Origin of the sequence: Streptomyces griseochromogenes (assembly GCF_001542625.1) — a bacterium.
Lineage (GTDB): Bacteria > Actinomycetota > Actinomycetes > Streptomycetales > Streptomycetaceae > Streptomyces > Streptomyces griseochromogenes.
On the sequence record NZ_CP016279.1, the window covers coordinates 4,212,223 to 4,228,574 of the forward strand.

Here is a 16,352-nt window from a genome sequence, read left to right on the forward strand (position 1 = left end):
CTCCTGGATGCCTGAGGAGAGGTGCACCGTTCAAGACGCAATCTAGACGCCCGAGTTGATCTGTTCCGCTCCTGGGGCGTCTTCCGTGCCGGGACCGAGCCGCGACCAGCTGCGCGCGTCGCCCCACACCGACTCCGCGCCGACAAAGGGGCGCAGCCGGGCGGTGCGGGCCGCGTCCGCGCGCCCGCCCAGTTCGTCGGAGGCGATCTTGCGGGCGATACCGGCGAGGAAGTCGGCGATCTGCACCCGGGCGTCCAGCCGCGAGTGCACCAGCCGTACCCCGGCGAGGCCGATCCCCTCCTGCCGCGCCCGCTCCTCGATCCAGGCGATCCGCTCCGGAGTCAGCATGTTCTGCCGGTCGTGCACCAGCCGTACCGCCTGCCCGCCCGCACTCCAGTACCCGGCGGTCCGCACGAGCGCGGGCAGCAGCGGATTGAGCACCGGAATCAGCGGCGGCGCCTCGGCCAGCCGGGCCCGGTAGGCCTCCGCGCGCGGCCGGGCCCCGGCCAGCCGCAGCAGGGTGCGCCCCGCCTCCGTACCCGCGTGGACCCGGCCCAGCTCCCCGACGGTCCGGAAGAAGGACTCCGTCGGCGGCCGGCCGGAGCTCCTGATCCGCAGCAGCTGGTTCGACACCTCCAGGAACTCCCGCCACCCCCGCTCCCCGAACGCGGCCGGCCCCTGCCCGAACAGCGGGCGGGCCTCGGCCGTGTCCCCGAGCAGCAGGTCCACCACCCGGTCCACCACGAGGAACGCCTTCTCCGTCAGATGCACATGAGCGTGCCCGTGCACCGGACCGTCCTCGTCCAGCAGCCACTCCAGCACCGCCCGGTGCTTCTCCCGCAGCAGATGACCCGCCTTGTACTCCTGCGCGGGCGAACGGATCCGGCGCCGGATCTCCCGTACGCACGCCTCGGCCCGGTCCACCGGCAGCGCCACGCTCGCGTGCGCGAACACATCCGTGTTCCCGCCGGTGAGGTTCTCCCCGTCCGAGCCCGACTCGTCGCACGCGACCTCCAGGACGCGGCCCCCGTCCGCCGCGCCCCGCACACCCGACCGGCCCGCCCCGTTTCCGCTCACACCGCAGCCCCCTATCTTGAGCCCCATGACCAGCATCCCGCACGGCACACCCGGCGAACCCGATCCGCTGCGCGCCCTCGGCCTGGAGCGGCTGCGACGTCGTACGAGCATGAAATGGCGCACCTACCCCGAGGACGTGCTGCCGCTGTGGGTGGCCGAGATGGACGTGCCGCTCGCCGAGCCTGTCGTCCGCGCCGTCACCGACGCGCTCGCCCTCGGCGACACCGGCTACCCCGCGGGCACCGCCTACGCCGAGGCCCTGGCGGGATTCGCCGCCAAGCGGTGGAACTGGGACGGGATCGCCGTGGAGCACACCGCGATCGTCCCGGACGTGATGCTCGGTGTGGTCGAGATGCTCAAACTGGTCACCGGCCCCGGTGATCCGGTGATCGTCAATTCGCCGGTGTACCCGCCGTTCTACCAGTTCGTCACCCACATGGACCGCCGCGTGGTGGAGGCCCCGCTGGGCACCGGCGTGCGCATCGACCTCGATCGGCTGGCGGACGCGTTCCGGGAGGCGACGGCCGGCGGCGGCCGGGCCGCCTACCTGCTGTGCAGCCCGCACAACCCCACCGGCACCGTGCACACCGCCGCCGAACTGGCCGCCGTCGCGGACCTCGCCGAACGGTACGGCGTCCGGGTCGTCGCGGACGAGATCCACGCCCCGCTGGTGGCCCCCGGAGTCACCTTCGTGCCGTACCTGAGCGTGCCCGGCGCCGAGCGCGGCCTGTCGCTGATGTCCGCGTCCAAGGGCTGGAACCTGGCCGGGCTCAAGGCCGCGCTCGCCCTCGCCGGCCCCGGAGCCGGAGCCGACCTCGCCCAGATGCCCGAGGAGGTGAGCCACGGCCCCAGCCACCTCGGCGTCATCGCCCACACGGCCGCCCTGAACGACGGCACCGCCTGGCTGGAGGCCCTGCTGGCCGGCATCGACGCCAACCGCCGCCTGCTCACCGACCTGCTCGCCGAGCACCTGCCCGCCATCCGCCCCTGCCCCGGCGAGGCCACCTACCTGGCCTGGCTCGACTGCCGCGCCCTGGGCCTCGGCGACGACCCCGCGGCGGTGTTCCTGGACCGAGGCCGGGTCGCCCTCAGCTCCGGCCCGGACTTCGGCACCGGCGGCGCCGGGCACGTACGCCTCAACCTCGCGACCTCCCCGGACATCCTCACCGAGGCGGTGCGGCGCATGGCGGCGGCCCTGATCTGAACGGTGGCCACGGCCCCCTCCGGCGGGAGGGGCGTGCGGCCTCCTACACTGCCGGGATGGACGACACGCGGCTGGACCGGCTCGGCTCAGGCAAGTACCTGCTGGTCACCAGCTACCGCAAGGACGGCACTCCCGTCGCCACCCCGGTGTGGGTGGTCCGGGACGGGGACACCCTCGGCGTGTGGACGGCGGCCGACAGCTGGAAGGTCAAGCGGATCCGTCGCCGCGCCGACGTCCTCGTCGGCCCCTGTGACCTGCGCGGCCGCCCCACCGGCGACCAGCTGCCGGCCACCGCCGAGATCGCCGACGCGGCCACCACCGCCCGCTACCGCACCCTCATCGCCCGCAAGTACGGCATCACCGGCCGCCTCACCCTGCTGGGCAGCCGGCTGCGGCGCGGGCTGGACGGCACGGTCGGGATCCGGGTGACGCCGAAGCCCTGAGGAGGCCGGTGCTTCCTCAGGGCTTCAGGGGGCTGTGACGGGACTCGGCGGCTACGACGCGTCGAGCACCGTGCCGTTCAACTCCAGGCCGCCGGGCTTCGGTTCACCGCTCTGATCGTCGATCTGCCGGAACCGCACCGACTCGGCGGACTCCGCGACCCGGTCCTTGACCGTCGGAACGGTGACGTCCGCGCTGGTCCCGCCCGCCGGGATGTCCACCGACAGGTAGAGACCTCCCCGCACCTTGGACAGGGGCCGCTCCGGGTCCGGCGAGGTGCCGGTCGTGTCCCGCAGCCAGCGCGCGGACACGTCCTTGGTGGACAGCTCAGGACCGCCGGGTGCCACCGCGACGAAAGTCGTGGAGATGTCCAGGTCGACGGCCTCGGACAGCGACACCCGCCACTTCAGGGGCTGCCCCTCGGCCACCTTGTCGGCGACCGGGGTGACGGTCACCTTGGGCGCCGGGTCGTCGTCGTGCACGGTGATGCCGCCCCGGTACGAGCCGACGACCGCGCTCCGGACCGCCTTGACGAGGATGTCGTAGGACACGTCGTTGCCGTAGCGCGTGTTGCCCTTCACCTCGATGGGCACGTCGATGTCGTGGCCGCCCGGACGCACGGTCACCAGCCGGTCCCCGGCCCGGCCGGTGGTCGGGTCGAGGACGTACACCCGGACCTGACCGCTGCCGTGCCCCGACACCCGGACCGGAACCCGGTAGGTGCGCACGCCCGAGTCGCCCTCGTTCACGGTCGTCCGGCCGACGTCCACCCGGGGAAGACCGGCGGCCCGCACCGCCGGCAGGCCGGGCCGCCAGCCCCACGCGTCCATCAGCCAGGCCCGGCCGGAGCCCGAACGCGGGGTCAGCTCAAGGGACTTGACCTTGCGCAGATCGATTCCGGCGCGGGTCGCGGCCGTCAGCGGCACCCGGATCTCCCGCGCCCAGTAGGAGGCGGTGACCCCGCTGCCGGGCAGCCCGTCCGCCCGGACCCCGCCGAGGACCGCCTTGCGGCCGGAGGCGTCGGTGACCGACACGTCCAGGCGGGTGCCACGGGAGTTCGGCGGCACGAACAGCCTGAGCGCCAGTGCCTTGTCCCCGGCCAGCGAGACCGGGTCCTGCACGCCCACCCGTGCCGGGACGCCGGCGCGGGTCCAGTGCAGCGCGACCGCGCCGCGTCCGGTCTCACGGTCCGTCTCCCACGAGGCGAAGTGCGGCGAGGATCCCCCGGCCCCCTGGCCCAAGCAGGCCCTGGCGGGGGAGGGGTCCACCGCCGCGCACAGCTTGCCGCCACCGGTCACCGACACCCCGCCGTCCGGCAGGAACCCGGCGTCGCGGCGCCCGCCCACCGCATGGGTGAGCACCCGCGCCGGGTCCGCCGACGGCGCCCGCCTGCCGGAGCCGTCCAGCAGCGGCCGTACCTTGTCGTCACCGGCGAGGAACAGCCGCGCGGCGGCCGCGATGTAGGTCGAACCGGCCCGGTGCTGCTGGTCGGCGGTCAGCCGGGTGGCGGAACGCTTGCCGCACACCGGGTCGGGGTGCTGCGGGTCGTCCCCGAAGTCGTCCTCGGCGGGCGCGGCGGCCTGCCCAGGCGTCCACTCCGAGTTGAAGAAGTTGTGGTTGGCGCCGATGACGTAGACCGCGCTGTGCAGCGCGGTGCCGCGGCCGACCGCGCGGGTGCCGTCGACGTAGAGCTCGCCCTGGAGGTCGGAGACGTCGCCGTCGCAGCCCGGCAGGATCGTCGTGGACGGGACGTCGGGCACCGGGTTCTGGCCGAAGACGGTGGGGCCGATCATGACCAGGCCGCGGATCGTCCAGCGCACCGGTCCGTGGTAACCGTCCTGCGCGGCGGGCGGCGGGTACAGGCTGTCCATGGCGGCCCGGTTCACGCCCTCGCCGCCGCGTGAGTGCCCGACCAGCAGGACGCGGGAGAGGTCGGCGCGGGGCGCGTCGCGTACGACGGCCGGTGCCGTCCGAGGGTGCGCGGCCCAGCCGGCCCACCGGGCCAGGTGCAGCCGCACCAGCGACGAGCGCGCCTGCGCGCCGCCGTCCTGGACGTCGCCGTCCTGACCGTTGATGCCGTTCGCGGAGATCGAGACGGTCACATAGCCCTGCGAGGCCAGCAGCTTCTGGTCGCGCAGATAGCCGCGGTGGCTCGGCACCGGCTCGGTCCCGGCCGGGCAGGGCCAGTCACCGCGGCTCTCGTGCCCCTTGTGGCACGTGTAGTGGCGGCCGTGCAGGAACAGCGCGAGCGGGCGCGGGCCACGGGCGCCGGTGGGAGCGACGACCACCGCGCGCATCTCCACCGGGGCGGCGAAGCCCGGCAGCCGGACCGGCTCGAGGTCGTACTCACCGGTCCTGGTGCGGTACGAACCCGGCTTGCCCGGGTCCACGCCATTGGCCGGCAGCGGTGCCGGCGGCTGGACGGCCGACACGGCCGCAGCGGCCTCCTGGCGGTCCAACCGCCGCCCGCCGGACCAGACTTGCAGTCCGCGCAGCTTCTCGGCCCGCTGCCGGTCGAGCGGCAGCCGGAAGCTGCGCCCGTCCTGGCCCGGCTGCGGGACCCCCAAGAGCCGCCCGCCCGCACGGAATTCGACCCGCGCGTCGCCCATGGGCACCGGCCGCTTAGCCCGCCACACCAGCTGCGGCTCCGACGGCCCGCCGGCGATCCCCCAGCCCGGCGGCAGCGCCCCGTCGCTCCCGGCCGTCAACGCCCGTATCGGCGAAGGCGGTCGACTCTGCGCGACTGCCACCCCTGGGGACGCTCCCGCCACCGCGAGCAACGCGGCAGCGGCGACCCATATGCGCCGGGCACGGACCACGGCTCCTCCTTGAACCCCGAGTTCGGGCGCCACGACTGTCCCGGGCGCCTCTCGCGCCCGGGAGGACGGGGAGGAGAGACTGCGGGTTGCCTGTGAAGGGCAAGTGACGGATCACGCGGGGTGGTGGTGCGCGGCCGGTGGACCGGCGGGGTCGGCCGCGCCGCCCGGAGCGTGTGCGCTCGTCCTCAGGTCCAGGCTCGGTACGGCTCGTCCACCAGCTGGAAGACCGGCTCGCTCCGTACCGGGTCCGTGGCCGTGGACAGCCGGACCCGGTCTCCGCTGTGGATGCCGATGGGCGGCCCCATGACCCTGCCCCGAACGACGAACCCCTCGGACATCTCGATCAGCGACACATTGCGCGCCGCGGGTGTGTTGCGGTGCACCACGGTGGAGTGGCGGACCGTGCCGACGCCCTCGCTGCGCTCCGTGCGCAGCTCGCTCCCCTGGCACACCGGACACAGCAGCCGGTGGTACGTCGCGGTGCCGCACCAGGTGCAGCGCTGGAAGAGGATGGCGTCCCTGGAGTCCGCGGAAGCGGGATCGAGAACACCCGCCGCGGAGCCGGCCGCCGGATGCGAGGCGCTCGCTGAGTGGTGGTACACGCTGTCAACTCCCTGCGCTCGGCCGGAATCCCGCGTGCCCGGCACCCCGCGCACGCGTGTGCGCGGTTGCCGTGCCGCCGTGCACGCCGATCAGAGTATGGCACTCAGTGTCACTCGTAAAGGCACTCCGTACCCCGAATCTGCGAAGGTCCGGTGTGGACGCGGCTCCGGCGCCGCGTGGTCAGGCGCGGCCGAGCGCGGACTCGAACTCCTGCACCACCCGCCACAGCGGGGCGTCGCGGCGTGTGACGAGGACGACCACGTCGTCGGGGCGCTCGGACCGCTCGCCGCCGGACGCGAAGAGGTCGGGGCCGAGCAGGGGAGCGGCGGGGCGGGGGTGCACGGAGCGGCCGAACGCGGCCTGTACGTGTCCCAGGGCGTGGTCCACCGCCACGCCCGCGTCGCCCTTGCCGTCTGAGCGCAGCCAGGAGCGCAGCGCGTTGTTGTGCGCGGCGACGACCGCGGCCGCGATCACATCGGCCCGCAGCGTCCCGTCGGGCTGTCCCGCGAACCGCCCCCGCAGATACGCGGCCAGCGCCCGTTCGTAGCGCCACACCACCGACAGTTCGTAGGCGCGCAGCCCCGGCACCTTCTTGGTGAGGCGGTAGCGCTGCACGGAGAAAGCCGGGTTCTCCGCGTACATCCGCAATACCAGCCGGGCCGCGTCGCACACCCGCCGTACCGGCTCGTCCTCCTCGCCGCCCCCGGCCAGGAACTCGGTCATGTCGGCCAGGCACCGCTCGTGGTCGGGGAAGACCACGTCCTCCTTCGAGGGGAAGTAGCGGAAGAAGGAGCGCCGGCCGACTCCGGCCAGCGCCACGATGTCGTCCACGGTGGTCTGTTCGTAACCGCGTTCCAGGAAGAGCTGGAAGGCCGCCGCGACCAGGGCGTCCCGCATGGGCGGCTTCGCGGCCGGCGCCGCGCTGCTGGAGCTCATGAACGGGAAAGTAGCACCCGGTTGGCACTTCTGGCACTCAGTGCAGCTGGAGGGGGGACTGAGTGCACTGGGACTCCCGCTCCGACTCCTGCGGCACGACGAGCGCGGTCCAGGTCCGGTCCTGGTCGCGCGGCACGCCCTCTCCGGGCACCACCGAGGTGGCCCGGTAGCTGCGACGACAAGCCCCCGACGTAACCTTTCTGCACCCGGCGCCGAGGTCACCCCGCACCCAGCTGCCGACGCGCCCAGCCGCCCGAGGAGACCGCATGTCCGCCGCCCGCCCCCGCGTCCTCTACGTCACCGACCTGGCGTACCCGGCCCGCGGGCGCCGCTACGGCGACGAGGACGTCTTCCTCACCTCGCGGCTGCGTGAGCACTTCGACCTCGCCCTGTGTCATCCGCTCGACGCGGCCGCGCTGATGGACGCCTACGACGCGGTCGTCGTCCGCAACAGCGGGCCCGTCCTCGGCTACCGGAAGGAGTACGACGCTTTCCGCGCGCGTGCGCTCGCCGACGGGATCCGCGTCTACAACCCGCTCAACGGCAAGGCGGACATGGCCGGCAAGCAGTATCTGCTCGACCTGAGCGCCGCCGGCTTCCCGGTCATCCCCACCGTCGACCGCGCCGAGGACCTGCACAGGCTGCCCGCCGCCGAACGCTATGTCGTCAAGCCCAAACTCGGCGCGGACTCCCTCGGCCTCAGGGTCATCCCCGCCGCCCGGCTGGCGGACCTCGCCGGCCTCGCCGACGCGAGCGTCTTCATCCAGCCGTGCGTCGACTTCGCCTACGAGGTGTCCTTCTACTTCGTCGACGACGACTTCGAGTACGCCCTCTACGCCCCCGACCCCGAGCGGCGCTGGGACCTGAAGCCGTACCCGGCCACCGCCGCCGACCTGGAGTTCGCCCGCCGCTTCGTCGACTGGAACGCTCTCGGTCACGGCATCCAGCGCGTCGACGCCTGCCGCGCCCCGGACGGCGAGCTGCTCCTGGTCGAGCTGGAGGACCTCAACCCCTACCTGTCCCTCGACGCCCTCCCCGAGGAGTCCCGGGACGCCTTCGTCACCGCCCTGACGGCGTCCCTGAGCCGGTTCGTCCAGGGGGTCCTCACGCCGGCCTGAGAGCGGACCGTCGCGGGCTGAACGGGGCCGGTGTTCCCGCCGTATCTCAGCACGGGGACCCCGGACTCCCGTACGCACGGGACGGAAGGAGAGCAGGGTGCCGACACCGACCGACCCTGAAGAGCCGCACTCCGGACCGGTCCTCGAACCCGTCCGCGTTCTGCGTCTGCGCCGCTTCGACGCCCTCGCGGAGCTGATGCGGGAGATGCGGCCGGAGCCGGAGGCGTACGAGTCCTCCGCCTCGGCCTCCCGGCCCAGGACAACGGCAGCACAACCCCACACCACCGAGGACGAGACCCAGGAACTGCCGCCCTTCGCGGCCGCCGAGCAGGCCGGCGGCCGGTCCGCCCCGGGTGTTCCCGGCTCGGGTCCCGGGCTCCGCGGAGCCGCCGTCGCCGTGGCCGTCGGCGCGGCCGCGCTGCTCGGCTTCGGCTGTGCCCTCCTGCTCCCCGCCCGCCAGGAGGCCAGTGCGACCCCACAGCCCTCCCACCCCGCCACCACGGCACCGCCCGCCACCACCCCGGCAGTCCCCGCCACCACCGCGGACACCGACCCCGACGGCGCCGGGACCCTCCGCCAGGGCGACACCGGCGCCGAGGTCACCAACCTGCAAAAGCGCCTGCTGCGCATCCCGGACGTCTACCGGGACGGCTCCACCGACGGCACCTACGACGCGGTCCTCACCGCGGCCGTGGCCCGCTTCCAGCTCTGGTACGGCATCAGCGGTGACGAGACCGGCGTCTACGGCGACGACACCCGCCGCGCGCTGGAATCCCGCACGAGCCTCGCCGACGGCGGCTGACCGGCGGGTCCGGCTCGAACACGCGGCAACGCCTCGGGAAAACCCCGCCGACGACCGGCCGTCGGGCCCCACCATGGACACTCACCCCAGCGGTCCGCCGCCGGGCGCACCTCGCACCACGACCGAAGGCCACGCCGATGACCGGCTCCCGCATCCCGGGCCTGCTCGTGCCCGCCGTCCTCCTGCTGGCGCTGGCCGTCGGCGTCTGCTGGTACTGGCTCCACCGGGACGACGACTGACGGCGGCCGGCGCGATCCGCGACGACCGAGTCCGTCCCGGCCCGGGTCCGGTCAACGGTCCGGTTGCTCCTCCTCCAGCGGCATCCGGATGTCCAGTACGCACACGTCGTCCCGCCGCTCGTCCGCCAGCATCATGGTGAGCAGCGCCTGGAGGGAGCCGGCTCCGCCGAGGCCGCCCGCGCGTACCGCTTCCCCCAGACGGGTGAAGCCCACGTCGATGACCTCGCCGGGACGCTCCACCAGGCCATCGGTGTACATCAGCAGCCGGTCCCCGGGTTCCAGGCGGATCTCGGCCGACTCGAAGACCGGGTTCGTGCTCGCACCGAGCAGGATGCCGCCGGGGCGGTCGGGGAAGCGCACCTCGCCGCGGCGCACGAGCAGCGGCGGCGGGTGGCCGGCCTGGGCCCATACGAGGACGTGGGTGGCGGGATCGTAGCGCGCGAGGACCATGGTGGCGGTGCTCTGGCTGTCCCGGGAGTGCAGCAGCAGCTGGTTCAGCCGGGCGAGGGCTCCGGTCAGCGAGGAGCCGGTGCTGAGCATGCCCTTGGCGGTGAACCGGAGCTGCGCCATCGTGGCCACCGCGCCGAGGCCGTGGCCCGCCACGTCACCGACCACGAACAGCGCGGCACCGTCGGGCAGTTCGATGGCGCTGAACCAGTCGCCGCCGACGTGGATGCCCGACTGGGAAGGCAGATAGGCGACGTCGACACGGAGCCCGGCCAGCCGCACCGGCGTGCTGGGCAGTGGCAGCAGCGCGTGCTGCAGCCGGGCGGCCAGGGCACGCTCGGCCTGCAGGATGTCGCGCTGCAGCAGGATCGCGCGTTCGCTCTCCACCAGCGCGAGTTCGGCACTGCGCTGCGCTGTGAGGTCCTGCACGAAGCCGTGCACCTCGGCGGGGGTGCCGTCCGGTTCCGTCACGGCCTGCGCGACGATCCTCAGATGCCGTACGCCGTCGGGTGCCTGGACGCGGAACGGCACGTCGAACGGCAGCGCGTGCTGGAGGAGTTCGGCGATCGCGTGGGCCACGACGTCCGCGTCCGGGGGCAGCACCAGCTCCGGCAGCCGCTCCAGGCGGACCGGACCGCGCGCGGGGTCCCGGCCGAGGATGGCGTAGGCCTGCGCGGACCAGTCGATCTCCTGGGCAGCCAGGTTCCAGTGGACCCAGGCGAGATTGCCGAGCCGCTGGACGTCGGCCAGCCGCTGCTCCTGACGGCCCGCGGGTTCCTGCCGCAGCCAGGTCACCAGCAGTCCGTCGCCCAGCGGCGCCGCCCGCACCGAGTAGGTGCCGCTCACGGGCACCCCCTCGGCCACGTTCTGGTGGACGAACGGCTCGCTCTCGAACGGCGCCCCGGAGGCCAGAGCGTCCAGGTAACCGTGCCACAGCGGCTCGCCCGCGAAGGACGGACAGCTCTCCAGGACGTGCCTGCCCACCATGTCCCGTCCGGTCCGGCCGAACACGTCGACCGCGCCCGGGGTGGCGGCGTCGATGCGGTAGTCCGCGACCTCGCCGGACGCGGTGCGCAGCGGGGTCAGCGCAACCGCCGCTCCCGGCAGGGCGTCGAACACGCCCTGGACGGTCTGGGCGGTGCCTGCCCCGGGGTGTTCCGGCGGGGCGTCGAAGGTGCGCAGCCGGCCGGCGCTCAACCGGGCCACGGCCTGCAGCAGGTCCCGCTCGCGCGGCCCGAACGGTCCCTCCCACCGGCGCATCACGCCGAGGGCGAAGCCCGCGCCATCGGCGCCGGGCACGGGCAGCCAGGCCCGCGACGGCCACCGCTCGGACGGGTCCCCGATCAGCCGATGGCGCCGCCGGTCCGTGGCGGGGTCCTCCAGCCAGAGCGGCTCGCCCAGCGTCAGGGCGTCGATCGGGGCCAGCCCGGGCAGGGGCGGCACCTGATGCCACTGCGCGGCGAGCGTCGTGTCGGCTCCCGCGTGTCCGGCCAGTTTCAGCGCGCCCTCGGGCAGCCGCTCGTACAGCAGCACGGCGTCGGCGCCCGCCTCGGGCCTCAGATGCTCCAGCAGACATCCGGCCAGCTCCTGCGGCGAGCCGACTCGGACCAGGTCCCGGCCGACGCGGCCGAGCACATCCGCGAGGTCGTCGGTGCCTGCGGGCGCCCCCTCCCGGGTACCGGCCGCCGGGGGCCGTGCCGCGCCCGCCAGCGCCGTGCCGGGATCCTGCCGCGATGGAGCCAGGGAGTCCAGAGTGAGCCGGCACTCCTCGACGAGTGTGCGGTTTCCGGTTTCGGAGCGCCGCAGCAGCTCGTGGTGGGCGGCGTCGGGGGAGCAGCCGATCGTCGCCATCAGCACACCCTTGGCGCGCTCCAGAACGGCCGAGATCGCGGCCGTCTCCCGAAGCCGCTCCAACTCGGCGCGCTGCCGGGCCACGGCCTTGGCCAGTGCCGCCGGATCGGCGCCGGTGCCAGGGTCCGCGGGACGCGCGGTCTCGCTGGTCACGCGACGAGCATGACATACCTCTACCCGCTCGTTCCCTCCTCCGCCCTGTCCGGCTTCGCGCGGGTGCCGCGGGCCCGGCGGCCGGTGGGCGGTTCGGTCAGCGGCCGCCGCCCCGTCCGACCAGTGCGTCGCTGACCGCGCGGACACTGCGCGCGATGTGCTGAAGCTGCAGGACCTCGGCCGCGTACAGCTTGATCGTGTGCTCGATGACCGACTCGGGCAGGCCGAGGACGGGCAGCTCGGCCCGTGCGGTCTGCAGGGCCGTCCGCGCCACCCGGATCTCCTGCTGGACCTGTATCTGCGCATGCCGGGCGAGCAGTACGGGGTGCCGGATCAGCGCCGGATAGCTGGCGTAACGCGCCGGGATCAGGTCGCGCAGCCACTTGGCCGCCGAGCGTTCCCAGTCGTAGGTGCCCGGCGTCTTGACCTGGCAGGGCCAGTCAGGGCTGATGCGCGTGGTGGTCAAGGTCATGTTCATCGCTTCCGGTGTGCGGCGTCGTGAGGGTGATCCGACGGTTGGGGCGGCCCCGGTCTAGGGGATGACCGGGGCCGCCACGGGCGCGCCGCCTGGGCGGTGCGCCACCGAACACCTCGCGCGCCGACGTGGGTAGGAACGTCGGCTGCTGGGTGTCCGTGCGAGGGCCCCGGGCATCGGGGACCGGCGCGGCGGGCGGGCTTGCGTGCGCATGGCGGTCCGTCGGCTTTCTCGGGGCGGTGTGCGAGCGGTGAACCCGCGGGTGCGGACCGTGCCCGGAGTGGGCCGGACGCGATCCGTGAGCAGTATTTATATATGCCGACCGGTTTGCAAGACGTATGAAAACATTCATGTGCGATGTGCGGTGAATGGTCCCCGGTTGGCGAATGATCCCCGTGCCCGGGGCGCGCTGCGGGAAGAATTGCGGGGACGCTCCGCCCCGGCGAGAGGAATCAGTCCCTGAGGAAGAACTGGTGCTGGTCGGCCACCTGCTCGTACTTCTCCAGGCGGGCCTGGGTGCGCTCCGGATCGGCGTCGGTCATGGCCTGCAGCAGGGCGGCGGCCAGCACGCCGGGCGCGGAGTAGGAGTCGAAGACCAGGCGGGAACCGGTGCCGGTGGCGAAGGTGACGTCGGCCTCGTCGGCCAGCGGACCGAGCGCCAGATCGGTGATCAGCGCGACCTTCAGACCCGCGCCGCGCGCCACCCGGAGCGCGGTGAGCGTCTCCTGCGCGTGCCGGGGCATGGCGAACGCCAGCACCCAGGTGCCCCCGGCCTCGCGCGACTGGAGCAGCGCGTCGTAGGCCACGCTGCCGCCACGTGTCACCAGCCGCACATCCGGGTGGATGCGGCGGGCGGCGTAGGCGAAATACTCGGCCAGCGACACGGAGATGCGCAGGCCCAGCACGGTCAGGGGAGTGGAGCGGGACAGCGCGCGGCCGATCCGGATCACCCGGTCCGGGTCGGACAGGTCGCGGCGCAGGTTCTCCAGGTTCTGGATCTCGGCGTCCACGGCCGCCTGGAGCTCGTTGGCGCGGTCCTCCTCGCCGGGGCCGCCGGCGAGCGTGCTCAGCGCGATCGACTGGAGCTTCTCGCGCAGCGCCGGGTACCCGCTGAAGCCGACCGCTGCGGCGAAGCGGGTGACGGAGGGCTGGCTGACCCCGACACGGTCCGCCAGCTCGGTGATCGACAGGAACGCCGCCTCGGTGATGTGCTCGATCAGGTACTGGGCGACCCGCCGCTGCCCCGGGGACAGCCGGGGCCCGTCGAAGAGTGCCCTGAGCTGGGAGGTCGGCGCCGCCTCGGCCTCCGGCACGGTTTTGCCCGAGGTGATCGCCGATGCCTGGGCGCGTGCCTGCTGCGGCGAGGGCACCGGTCCGTCTCCTTTGTCTCCCACGATCACTCAACATAGCTCACCGACCGTGCCGACCAGGGGCTGTGACGGGTCGGCAGGCTCACCGCCGGTAGAGGGTGATCGAATAGCCGACCTGGTCGACCGGACGGCTCGAACCGATCAAGCCGGCCAGCTCGCCCCTTGCCTTGGCGGCCGCGGAGTCCGACACGACGAGCAGCCCGTGCACCCGGCCCGGTGGCACCCTGCGCGGATCGGACGCGTGGATGCCGTAGGACGACGGCACACCGCTGCCCTTGTAGACCAGCCACACCCGCTCGCCCGGGTACCGCTGCCGCAGCCGGTCGGCGAGCCGGCCCAGGTCCTGGCCCCAGTCCACGTTGGAGTCGTGCAGCAGCCGGTGGGTGCGGGCCGGACCGCCGAACGCCTCGTTGGCGTACGGCAGGTAGTACGGGAACGTCCGCAGCGAACTCACCGCCACCCACAGCACCAGCAGCCCCGTCGGCAACATGGCCCGCCGCCACCGCAGGGCCGGCACAGCGGCCGCCGCCACCGCGAGGAACATCGGCACGAACAGCGCGTACCGCGTCCCGAAGTCCCGCGAGCCCGTCATCGCCGCCCCCAGCAGCACGACGGGCGGAAGCAGCAGATACGGCGCCGTGGGCCGCAGCCGCCGTACCGTGAGGGCCGCGACGGCACCGGCCGCGCCCAGCGCGAGCAGCCCGAGCGGCGTCTTCACCAGCAGGGCGGTGGGCAGGTAGTACCAGAGCGAGCCCGTGTACACGTGCCCGAACAGATAGCCCTGCCAGGGGTAGTCCTCCAGCCCGAACTGCACCCGCATTCCGGCTCGGTAGGCCTCGGGCAGCGGCAGCAGGTCCGTCAGGCGCCCGCGCAGCCCGTGCACGGCCGGTACCGGCTCCGCGGGCACGAACCGCAGCCGCGGGTCGACCGCCAGATACGCGGCCCACACGACGGCGACCGCCGTCAGCGCGACGACCGCCGCTCCCGCGAACCCCAGGAGCACCCTGCGACGCCGGTCGGCACCGCCCCGGGCGCTCCATACCGACAACGCCGCGAGCAGCATCACCACGGGGATCGCCGGCAGCGCGCTCATCTTGGTCGCCACGGCCGCCCCGAGCGCCGCCCCGGCGAGCGGCACGTACCGTCGCGGCCGGTGCCGGGCCCGCCACGCCAGCCAGGCGGCCGTCAGCACGAACCCGGCCGCCGGTGCGTCCAGCGTGGCCAGCGAGCCGTGCGCGATCACGTCCGGGGAGAAGGCGTACAGCGCGAGTGCCACCAGCCCGCCCGCCGTACTCACCAGTTCACGCGCGAACGCGAACACGACGAGACCGAACAGCAGGGTCAGCGCGATCACCGGCAGCCTCGCCCACAGCATCAGCCGCCAGGGATCGTTGCCCGACTCGTACAGCAGATGCCGGCCCACCTCGCCCTGGGTGCCGGTGTACGACGGGTCGTAGCGCGGGCTCGCCACCGCCACGCCGGCCGCGATCAGCAGCTTGCCGAGCGGCGGGTGTTCGGGGTTGTAGCGCAGCCGGTGTTCGTGCAGGTAGTCGGTGGCCGTCGCCACGTACACGGGTTCGTCGATGGTGGGCGTCTGCCGCACGGCGGTGGTGACCATCGCGGCCGCCATCTGGGCCAGCAGCAGCGCCACCAGGACCGGCACCGGCCACCGCCGCCGGCGGCGCAGCCCGGCGCGCAAACGGTCCCGGGCCGTACTCCGCCCGGGGCTGTCGTCTCCGGAGGCCTCGGGTACGAGGACCTGGACCGTGTGCTGTGCGTGCGCCATCATCCGCCCCGCGGTGGCACCGGCCGTGCGGTGGCGGGAGCGAGCCGGGGCCGGATCATGGCCCGACTGTCGCACTGGTCCCGCCACCGTGGGGCGTCACCGCTTCACGAGTCGTACCGACAGACCTTCTGCCGTGTAGACGGGTACGGCCCGCAGCGCGTCGGAGTTCACCTCGACGCGGGCGAACTGTCCGCACAGCCGGGGCACGTCGAGCACCGCAAGCGTGCTGCCCGCGGCCGGCGGCGGCGCGGTGTCGAGCCGTAGCGACAGCAGATCCAGCCGTCCCCACTGTTCGAAGCCGTCGAGCAGCACGTGTCCGACGGGCAGCCCGGTGCTGCGCAGCACCTCGCGGCGCTGAGCGGCGTCCAGGTACGGCAGCCGGGTCTCCAGCGGCACCTCCGTGCCCTTGGGCACGGTCAGCGGCGCGCCGCGGCCCTGCCCGTTCGCGCGGTGAGGTGGGCGAGTGCCCGTGCGTGGGCCGCCGCCTTCAGCTCCGCGTCGGCCGGGTCGGCCGCGTCGGCGCAGCGGCTGCCGGTCGACGACCACGTCGGACTCGTACACCGGGTGGCCGAACGCGTCGGTCCTCCCCGTGTCGGCCACCTCGCCGTCCTCGTTCATGGGCCATGGACGCGGGTACTGGTAGGCGTACTTGGCCGGATTGCCGGAGGCGTACGGGCCGCGCACGGTGCCGCCCGGTTCGGCGACCCTGCCCAGCTCGGAGTCGCGGGCGCCCGCGCCGAGGCCGCCGATCATGGCGTTCCTCTGGTGCTGTCTTCTCGCCACGGACGCGTTCTTCATCTTCATCAGGACCTACGACGACTTCCTCGGCAGGCTCGTCCACCTCCAGCAGAACGCCCGCTTCACGGTCCCGCTGGGCCTCACCCTCCTCCTGGACAAGACCGGCGGCTCCTCGTACGGCGCGATGTTCGCCATGTCGACACTCGCCCTCCTCTCGACCCTCATCTGCTTCCTCGTCTTCCGGAAGAGGCTGGTGGAAGGTCTGGCGACCACCGGAATGAAGGGCTGATCAC

The 16,352-nt window shown here is 73.6% G+C and carries 13 protein-coding genes and 1 pseudogene; 5 read left to right on the forward strand and 9 right to left on the reverse strand.

What is annotated here, in order from left to right; translation table 11 throughout:
* Positions 1-42: 42 nt before the first annotated feature.
* Positions 43-1,104, reverse strand: a complete 1,062-nt coding sequence (locus AVL59_RS17860; RefSeq protein WP_237281536.1) for a hypothetical protein — start codon at positions 1,102-1,104, stop codon at positions 43-45.
* Between AVL59_RS17860 and AVL59_RS17865 the strand changes: the two genes are divergently transcribed.
* The gene (locus AVL59_RS17865; RefSeq protein WP_067305346.1) at positions 1,103-2,281 is read left to right on the forward strand and encodes a MalY/PatB family protein; all 1,179 of its coding nucleotides are present in this window, start codon (positions 1,103-1,105) and stop codon (positions 2,279-2,281) included. The genes AVL59_RS17860 and AVL59_RS17865 overlap by 2 nt on opposite strands.
* 56 nt (positions 2,282-2,337) lie before the next feature.
* Positions 2,338-2,724 (forward strand): PPOX class F420-dependent oxidoreductase, encoded by a 387-nt coding sequence (locus AVL59_RS17870; RefSeq protein WP_067305348.1) that lies wholly within the window; start codon positions 2,338-2,340, stop codon positions 2,722-2,724.
* A gap of 51 nt (positions 2,725-2,775) precedes the next feature.
* On the opposite strand, the gene AVL59_RS17875 is transcribed toward AVL59_RS17870, so the two are convergent.
* The 3 genes from AVL59_RS17875 to AVL59_RS17885 form a co-directional block, all read right to left on the reverse strand.
* Entirely contained in the window at positions 2,776-5,541 is a 2,766-nt protein-coding gene (locus AVL59_RS17875) for an alpha/beta hydrolase (protein ID WP_067305351.1), read from the reverse strand.
* Between the two features lie 185 nt (positions 5,542-5,726).
* Positions 5,727-6,143: a Zn-ribbon domain-containing OB-fold protein gene (locus AVL59_RS17880; protein WP_067305354.1), complete on the reverse strand. Its 417-nt coding sequence runs from the start codon at positions 6,141-6,143 to the stop codon at positions 5,727-5,729.
* Between the two features lie 181 nt (positions 6,144-6,324).
* Complete coding sequence (locus AVL59_RS17885) at positions 6,325-7,080, reverse strand: TetR family transcriptional regulator (RefSeq protein ID WP_067305357.1); 756 nt, start codon at positions 7,078-7,080, stop codon at positions 6,325-6,327.
* Positions 7,081-7,346: 266 nt separating this feature from the next.
* On the opposite strand from AVL59_RS17885, the gene AVL59_RS17890 reads away from it, so the two are divergent.
* Positions 7,347-8,198, forward strand: a complete 852-nt coding sequence (locus tag AVL59_RS17890; protein ID WP_067305359.1) for an ATP-grasp domain-containing protein — start codon at positions 7,347-7,349, stop codon at positions 8,196-8,198.
* 97 nt (positions 8,199-8,295) lie between these two features.
* On the forward strand, positions 8,296-9,000 hold the full coding sequence (locus AVL59_RS17895; protein ID WP_067305361.1) for a peptidoglycan-binding domain-containing protein: 705 nt from the start codon (positions 8,296-8,298) through the stop codon (positions 8,998-9,000).
* 290 nt (positions 9,001-9,290) lie between these two features.
* On the opposite strand, the gene AVL59_RS17900 is transcribed toward AVL59_RS17895, so the two are convergent.
* The 5 genes and pseudogenes from AVL59_RS17900 to AVL59_RS17920 form a co-directional block, all read right to left on the reverse strand.
* Entirely contained in the window at positions 9,291-11,690 is a 2,400-nt protein-coding gene (locus tag AVL59_RS17900) for a SpoIIE family protein phosphatase (protein ID WP_067305363.1), read from the reverse strand.
* 97 nt (positions 11,691-11,787) lie between these two features.
* The gene (locus AVL59_RS17905) at positions 11,788-12,168 is read right to left on the reverse strand and encodes a hypothetical protein (protein WP_067305366.1); all 381 of its coding nucleotides are present in this window, start codon (positions 12,166-12,168) and stop codon (positions 11,788-11,790) included.
* Positions 12,169-12,617: 449 nt separating this feature from the next.
* Positions 12,618-13,535 (reverse strand): MurR/RpiR family transcriptional regulator, encoded by a 918-nt coding sequence (locus AVL59_RS17910; RefSeq protein WP_067305369.1) that lies wholly within the window; start codon positions 13,533-13,535, stop codon positions 12,618-12,620.
* Positions 13,536-13,617: 82 nt separating this feature from the next.
* A complete protein-coding gene (locus tag AVL59_RS17915) occupies positions 13,618-15,324 on the reverse strand; it encodes an ArnT family glycosyltransferase (RefSeq protein ID WP_067305372.1) in 1,707 nt (568 codons plus the stop codon).
* A gap of 93 nt (positions 15,325-15,417) precedes the next feature.
* A pseudogene (locus AVL59_RS17920) lies at positions 15,418-16,062 on the reverse strand (hypothetical protein); the annotation flags it as partial.
* A gap of 10 nt (positions 16,063-16,072) precedes the next feature.
* Between AVL59_RS17920 and AVL59_RS17925 the strand changes: the two are divergent.
* Positions 16,073-16,348, forward strand: a complete 276-nt coding sequence (locus AVL59_RS17925) for an ABC transporter permease family protein (RefSeq protein WP_067305377.1) — start codon at positions 16,073-16,075, stop codon at positions 16,346-16,348.
* The last annotated feature ends 4 nt before the right edge of the window (positions 16,349-16,352 follow it).